This window comes from Phyllobacterium sp. P5_D12 (assembly GCF_054049495.1).
The window spans coordinates 1-4,182 of sequence record NZ_JBFUMG010000399.1 but is presented as its reverse complement, the minus strand read 5'-3'; the positions used below and the strand labels follow the sequence as shown (position 1 = coordinate 4,182).

Here is a 4,182-nt window from a genome sequence, read left to right as displayed (position 1 = left end):
GTTCAAGGATTGTCCGAGAAATTGCAACACTCGATGACGCCATCGAATTCCTCGATAGTTGGCCAGACGCACATCGCGATGTCATTTATGAAACTGCATGGCGGACCTGCTGCGAAGTGTTTGATGGTCACAAACCGTTGAGTGTTGCCCACGCGGCCTTCGAAGGTTTTGCGCGAAAGGCAAAGATACTTGAAGATCCCGCTTCGGTGATGCCTTGGATAATGAACGCGAAATCAGGTGGCGGACTTATGACCGCTTAGTTAGCCAGGACCGTCTCGAAACCTTGGGCGGTCCCATCGGCATAAAATGTTAGCGACAGATTTCCTGGACAGATGGTACTGACGGGTGGCTTCCGAGGGTCAGTATGGTTGTTGTTTTTGCTGTATTTTCCCGCCTCTCTCCTATGCTATGTGGCGCGAAATGTGGAACGAATTGTGGCCCATTGTGCCGACCGTTTTCATGCCGAAAGGAATTAGTCGCCCGACTTCAGGAACTCGATGATCGTCTTGCGTTGCGCGGCATCGGTAATGCCGCCATAGGGTTTCATGCTGTTGCCTCTTACCACTTGGTCGGGRTTGGCGATGAACTGGTCGAGATTTGCCTCGTCCCAGGTGATGCCGGACTGCTTCATCGACGACGAGTAGTTGTAGTCCGGCAATGAGCCGACCTTGCGGCCGACGATGCCGGCGAGGTTCGGACCTTGCCGGTTGTCGCCTTCCTTCATCGTATGGCAAGTGCGGCAGCTGTTGTTGAAAGCTGTCTGACCATCGTCCTGGGCAAGCGCAAGAGGACACGTCAGCCCGCCGACGAGACCCAGCGCGAAAAAGCGCGTGTTCATGTCGTTCTCCGGTTCTGGTGCCGGAGGCACAACGTCTGCCGGTCAAAGTCGTTCCGTGACGCTGGCGCAATTTACTCGCCAGCAGTGCTGCCCGCCAACAGCGCCACGGCACTCGCCGGGGCGGCGCTGCTTGCCTCGCCGCGCACCGCATCATCGGCGGGAATGAGGTCGGCGAAGTCGATGAAACGCCGCTCCATACGTCAACCAGTCGGCATCTCGCCTTGAAACCTCCGATGACGGGCCGATAGATTATTGTTTTAAATCAACAAGCGTTTCAAATTTACCTGCGCAATAACGGGCGGAAAAACGGCAAAAGTTGAAACTCAATTGAGACCATTGATTACTCTGGCGCTGTTGAACCAAGCAATGCGGGCACGCTCTGCCCTACCACCCCCTCAATAGGGCGTGGCACTCAGGCCAAGCTGCTTGGATCCACACGCCGAACACTTCAACCTGGGTGCCAGTTCTTTGTGCATGGCGCTGTGGTCTCTCCCGAGCTCTTTCGCCAGCATCTGCAGATCCATCTTTCGCGAGTGTTTGCACCCTCGTCTGCGACAGAATACCCAAATCGTATAGCCGTGATCGATCATCGCACCGATGGTGCCATTTTCGCTGGTAACGGGCGGCTTCGGCTTGCGTTCAAAAATGTCCTCGTACGGTAGCACTTCGCAATCGGTGCAGTTGCAATCCTTGCACTTGAATTTTACGCTTCTGATTTCACGACCGTCGCCAAACATCTCGCTCAGACTGCCCGCAGTGAAGCTCGCGGTCTTGTTGCATTTCCTGCAGCGGGTTCGCACCAGCATGCCATGGCGAGCCGCCTGTCCCAATGTTCTGATGGCCWGAGTCATGAGAACAAAATGAGAACCTAGTCCTATTTCGTCAAGACCGAAGATGCCGCACCCGCCAGCTTGCGAACAACCATGGATCAATTATCATCGAGCCATGTGCAATCTCTACAACGCCACAACCACCCATGAAGCGATGCGGCAACTTTTCATGCCGCTCAACGACCTGACCAACCGGCTGACGCCGCAAATGGATGTCTTTCCCGACTATCCTGCACCGATTGGTCGCAAGGATGCTAATGGCGACCGTGAACTGGCAATCGCCCGATGGGGCATGCCGACGCCGCCACAGTTTCTCAAGAGCGAAGTCGACTACGGTGTGACGAATATCCGCAACGTGAAATCACCGCACTGGCAGGCCTGGCTTGGTCCGGCAAACCGTTGCGTTGTTCCTGCGACAAGCTTCTCGGAATACGGCAAGGTTCCGGATCCGGTCACGAAGAAAAAGCCACTCCATTGGTTTGCTCTCAATGAGGACAAACCGCTGTTCTGGTTCGCGGGCATCTGGACGAGCTGGTACAGCGTGCGGAAGAAAAAGGAAGGTCCAATGCAAGCCGACATTTTCGCGTTTCTGACGACTTTCCCGAATGCCGTCGTCAAACCGATCCATGAACAGGCTATGCCAGTCATTTTGCGCACCTCCGAGGAAATCGATGTCTGGATGAATGCGCCGGCTGAAGAAGCGCTGACGTTGCAAAGACCCCTGCCCGATAACGAACTGATTGTTTTGCCACAACCCAAGGCAGAGGAAGAGCAGCCGCTGCTATTATGATTGATATCGCAATCAGCCGTAGCCTGGTCGGTATCTTCCTTGTCGCATGGCTTCCGTTCGCTACCGCGGCCCACGCCACGGACCATGCGACGCGTGGCACCTACATCGCGCAGGTTGGACTGCTGAGAGACGACAACGCCATCTTTTATGGCTCATCGACGTGCGAGAGGTATAAAAGCTGTTTGGTAACCCTGAATACGACTCTATCGGTCATGGTTTCGTTTCAATCCGGTCGGTACGATGTCCAACTGCTGGATTTCACGAAAGGAGGGGAACGCTGTTGCTTTTTCRCGGAAGACAGCGACCATCTCAGTATTGAAGCCGACGTTAAACATACAGAGTCAAACCTGCGTATCAGAAAAGCTGACGATTTCGTTTTTCCCGCGCGTAAGGACATTCCCTGGGGCAACTACGGTAAAATCTTCATCAAACTAGAAGGCGCTGACTAAAGAAACGATGTCTGAAACACCCGAAAAACCCGCTTACCCTTCCCACATAGACAAAGCTCCAACCGGTCTGTTTGAGCATTACTGCATGCACGAAGGCTGTACGTCGTGGGGATCGTTCGGTTTTGACAAGCGCTATGGGCTGGAATGGTATTGCGGCGAGCATAAAGGCGATGCAGAAATATAGGGAGCCCGCATGACAAAAGGCGATGATGTGACTGGGGCGGAGAGTAAGGCTAAGGTAGCAGCAAGGCAGCGTAAATGGCGGTCCGCCAATCCGCCCACTCCCGAGCAGAAAGCCAAAGCAGCGGCGAGGTCTCGGAAATGGCGGCAGGCGAATAAGCCGCGCGCTGCTGCCTACCTAAAAGGCTGGCGCGACTCCCAAGGCGAGCAGATCCTGGCCCAGGACGAGGCTGACCAGGCTGTTGAAAATCAGGCCCCACGCTCACCGCTGTGAAACAGATATCGGATGCTTCATTTCGTTTGATTTTTCTCGGCTAATTTAAGCCGATCTAAGAGCTCCTGAAATCTCTCGTCAGACTCAGGAGTGCTATGCCCGGTTTGCATATGCTCCGCAAAGTCCTTGTGGCGACTTCCGCGCTTGAATACCTCGGCGGGTGCTCGGATTTGTCCCTTTTTGGTCATCCCAACCCGCCTGAAATGTGGATATTTCGATGACAACACGTCAGCAAGAGGATCGTTCCGATTGTCCTCCAGTAGACATACAATTGAAGCAATGAAAATTGAGCGTAAAATTTATTAGGCGGAAGTCGGAGGGCATCAGATGAACAAACGCCTCGACCACAAACTTGAATGTCCGAAGTGCGGAACGGTCTATCTACGCATACCGGATGACGTGCAGGATCACACCCTGATTCAATGCAGTTCATGTGACAGGGTGCTTGGAAGATGGCGGGAGCTGGAAATAGATTTCCATTCCCAGGGCGGCGGCAGCGGCGTCTTCGAGATGGATGAAGGCCAAATTATACGCAGGGAATGATCCCTATGCGAATAGAGTTCGATGATGATCCAGATGGCCGCCCAAGTGCGAGCTATACCGGCTATTTATGGTGAAGGAACTCCAAGGCTGGCCTCGGGCTAGATGTAGATGCTGCCGGACGCTTTGAATACACAGGGATCAGAACTTCACTTTGAAGCCGGTCGTGCCATTGACGCTGTAGCTGTCGGCAAAGTCGCTGAGGCTGGTGTTCAACGACACTTCGCCATAGAGCGCGTATTTGTCATCGGCCCAGCTGTATGACCCGCCAGCGCCGACGC

The 4,182-nt window shown here is 54.1% G+C and carries 7 protein-coding genes; 5 read left to right on the top strand and 2 right to left on the bottom strand.

All coding sequences use genetic code 11. The features are described from left to right. Positions 1–260, top strand: a 260-nt coding sequence (locus ACXJ5O_RS20340) for a DUF982 domain-containing protein (protein WP_457301478.1), incomplete at its 5' end; no start/stop codon positions are given. Between the two features lie 212 nt (positions 261–472). Here ACXJ5O_RS20340 and ACXJ5O_RS20335 read toward each other — a convergent pair. Then, positions 473–838, bottom strand: a complete 366-nt coding sequence (locus tag ACXJ5O_RS20335) for a c-type cytochrome (protein ID WP_457301477.1) — start codon at positions 836–838, stop codon at positions 473–475. Positions 839–909: 71 nt separating this feature from the next. After that, a complete protein-coding gene (locus ACXJ5O_RS20330) occupies positions 910–1,035 on the bottom strand; it encodes a hypothetical protein (protein ID WP_281385831.1) in 126 nt (41 codons plus the stop codon). A 748-nt stretch (positions 1,036–1,783) separates the two neighbouring features. Here ACXJ5O_RS20330 and ACXJ5O_RS20325 point away from each other — a divergent pair. The 4 genes from ACXJ5O_RS20325 to ACXJ5O_RS20310 all read left to right on the top strand — a co-directional run bounded on the left by ACXJ5O_RS20325 (position 1,784) and on the right by ACXJ5O_RS20310 (position 3,904). Beyond that, positions 1,784–2,458 (top strand): SOS response-associated peptidase, encoded by a 675-nt coding sequence (locus tag ACXJ5O_RS20325; protein WP_457301476.1) that lies wholly within the window; start codon positions 1,784–1,786, stop codon positions 2,456–2,458. After that, the gene (locus tag ACXJ5O_RS20320; protein WP_457301475.1) at positions 2,455–2,907 is read left to right on the top strand and encodes a hypothetical protein; all 453 of its coding nucleotides are present in this window, start codon (positions 2,455–2,457) and stop codon (positions 2,905–2,907) included. Before ACXJ5O_RS20325 ends, ACXJ5O_RS20320 begins: the two co-directional genes overlap by 4 nt. A 193-nt stretch (positions 2,908–3,100) precedes the next feature. Then, complete coding sequence (locus ACXJ5O_RS20315; protein WP_457301474.1) at positions 3,101–3,361, top strand: hypothetical protein; 261 nt, start codon at positions 3,101–3,103, stop codon at positions 3,359–3,361. Between the two features lie 327 nt (positions 3,362–3,688). Beyond that, positions 3,689–3,904 carry a hypothetical protein gene (locus ACXJ5O_RS20310; RefSeq protein WP_457301473.1) on the top strand — a complete coding sequence of 72 codons (216 nt, stop codon included), beginning with the start codon at positions 3,689–3,691 and terminating at the stop codon, positions 3,902–3,904. Positions 3,905–4,182 lie beyond the last annotated feature (278 nt).

Bases quoted from the DNA above. Each gene is read 5' to 3' on its own strand.
- ACXJ5O_RS20315 (WP_457301474.1), top strand. From the start codon at position 3,101: ATGACAAAAGGCGATGATGTGACTGGGGCGGAGAGTAAGGCTAAGGTA.
- ACXJ5O_RS20325 (WP_457301476.1), top strand. From the start codon at position 1,784: ATGTGCAATCTCTACAACGCCACAACCACCCATGAAGCGATGCGGCAA.
- ACXJ5O_RS20330 (WP_281385831.1), bottom strand. From the start codon at position 1,035: ATGGAGCGGCGTTTCATCGACTTCGCCGACCTCATTCCCGCCGATGAT.
- ACXJ5O_RS20310 (WP_457301473.1), top strand. From the start codon at position 3,689: ATGAACAAACGCCTCGACCACAAACTTGAATGTCCGAAGTGCGGAACG.